The organism is uncultured Gimesia sp. (assembly GCF_937919775.1).
Classification (GTDB): Bacteria; Planctomycetota; Planctomycetia; order Planctomycetales; family Planctomycetaceae; genus Gimesia.
In genome coordinates this window covers 1-2,271 of sequence record NZ_CALFPF010000042.1, presented here as the reverse complement: position 1 = coordinate 2,271, position 2,271 = coordinate 1, and the positions used below count along the sequence as shown (strand labels likewise).

The 2,271-nt window shown below is 52.3% G+C and carries 2 protein-coding genes; both read right to left on the bottom strand.

What is annotated here, in order from left to right; genetic code table 11:
- Positions 1-748 (bottom strand): pyridoxal-dependent decarboxylase (locus tag Q0294_RS01235; protein WP_299459960.1); only part of this gene is annotated, 748 nt, incomplete at its 3' end.
- Positions 749-927: 179 nt separating this feature from the next.
- Entirely contained in the window at positions 928-2,046 is a 1,119-nt protein-coding gene (locus Q0294_RS01230) for an FtsW/RodA/SpoVE family cell cycle protein (protein ID WP_299459957.1), read from the bottom strand.
- Positions 2,047-2,271 lie beyond the last annotated feature (225 nt).

Genomic DNA, 2,271 nt, shown 5'->3' with positions numbered 1-2,271 from the left:
CATCGAGCGCGACCTTGATGATGTTTTCGGTGCCGATTCCCAGGATACCGGCGGAACGGGTCACGCTGTAATGCGCGTCGCTGGAGACCAGCAGGACCGGCGTTGATTCCAATTGTGCCTGTGATCCCTGAGCCCAGATCTCCGGGCAGATCAGATTGCGCGCCGCCAGGAGTCCGGTCAGGTTTGCCAGCGAACCGCCGTGCGTGACCAGTCCCGCAAAGTGGCCTGGTGTGAAACCGATCTCCTTGCCGATCGTCTGGATTAACGCCAGTTCGACCGCCGTTGCCCAGGGGCCCATTTCATAAACGGCCATGACCTGGTTCGTCACGGAAGTGACCGCGTCAAACAGTCCGGCCAGCGGAATAGAGGCGGGAACCTGATGCCCGATATAGCGGGGATTATGTAAATTGTGGCCTTTATTCAGCATTAACTGCACGAGCTGCCGGAATTCTTGAACCCGGTGTTCGAGTGAGAGGTCGGATGATACTGCACTGGCATCTTCTGCACTGGCATCTTCTGCAGGGGGGACTTCTTCAGCGGGGTGCTGCTGCAACTGCTGTAATGCAGACTGAATGTTCTCGACGGGAGGGTTCCAGTTTAAAACGTTGCTGTCTTGATTCTGCAGTGAGCGCGCGTGTTCTGTCAGTAGTTCCGACAACGCCAGGCCGGCAGCAGATAATAAATCGGGAGAGTAAGCAGCTTGAATTCGTGTTCGCGCTGAATCGAGTTCTGAGTCTGTGGTTGTCATGGGATGTTTCTGTTACCTGCGAAAAGGAGAGGCAGCTCAGCAGGCGAAAGTGTGTTGAGCGTCTGGTTATTGTATCTGCTTTCAAAACACGAAATACGTGTACGTGCGGCCATTTTTATTGAGATTGCTAAGCAAGAGAGCCGTTTCAAGGAATGGCAGCGATCTCTTTTACAGAGGCTTTAAAATCGAAATGGTTCGGCGTTCATTTCGTAACCCGGATGCATGCAGATATTCATCAGCAGGCCGAGGGCCAGGCAGGTACTCAGCATGCTGGTGCCGCCGTAGCTCATTAAGGGCAGAGTCATACCGGTGATGGGCATCAGGCCGACGGTCATGCCGGTATTAATAATGGTCTGTGAGGCGAGCAGGGTCACAATGCCGACTGCGACGAGCCTGCCGAATGGTTCGCGGGTCGCAGTGGCGATCTGTAAGCCCCGGATGAACAAAAACGAAAAGACAAGCAGGGCAAACAGGCAGCCCACAATCCCAAAGCGTTCGCCGACGAGGCAAAAGATAAAGTCGGTGCGTCCTGCGGGGAGATGGTAGGCGGCTGGATCATCAACGGGCATGCCTGCGATTTCACTCCCCCAGACGCCCCCCAACGCGAGCATCTGTTTCGACTGGTAAAGATGGTAACCGTCCCCTTTGGGGAGTTCTCCCCCATCCTGTTGCGTGAATAACGCCACGATTCTCGATTTTTGTTCCGGGTTCATTTCCAGCCACAGTAGAGGCAACGTGCAGATGCCCAGCAGCACCACAGCGACCAGATGTCGCGGTCGCGCGCCGGCGGAAAACAGCATTGCAAATAGAATCGGAAAGAACAGCAGCGAAGTTCCCAGATCGGGCTCGCGCAAAATCAGGAAGACGGGAATGCAGGTTAAAATAAAGGGTACGATCAGACCGGGAATGCGTCTATAATTATTACGGTACATCAGATAATGTGCCAGCGCCAGAATGTAAGTGATCTTGGCCAGTTCTGATGGTTGAAATTTGAAAAATCCCAACGGAATCCAGCGACGAGACCCATTGACGGCGGGAATAAAAAAGACGGCGACCAGAAAGAGCAGCGTTCCCAGAAACAGCGGATAACTGATGCCACGCAAGTTACGGTAGGGAACCAGCATCGTGCCGCACAGTGCCAGCAGAGAGACGAAAATCCAGATACATTGCCTTTGAAAATATTGTCCCTGGCCTGCGAGTTCGTCACCGCGCGCAATTCCCGCCAGACCGCATCCCATCAGGATCAGAATACAGCAGAGAATGGACCAGGGAATTCTGTGAAAACCTGAGTGTATCATACTTGCAACTTAAGGACTTTCATTGAGAAACTTCAGAGGGTTTTGTAACGGAAAATCAGATTTTGGGAAAGAGAAATCTTTTTTATGAACTTCCTGAGTGCTGTTTTCCTTTACCGGTGTCAAACGGAGGGAAATCAGCTATCCTGTGGCTGCAGGAAACCAACGACAATCGTATTTCGAATCCAATTCCATGTTTCATACATTAAGAAAAGTCTGTTCCCAATA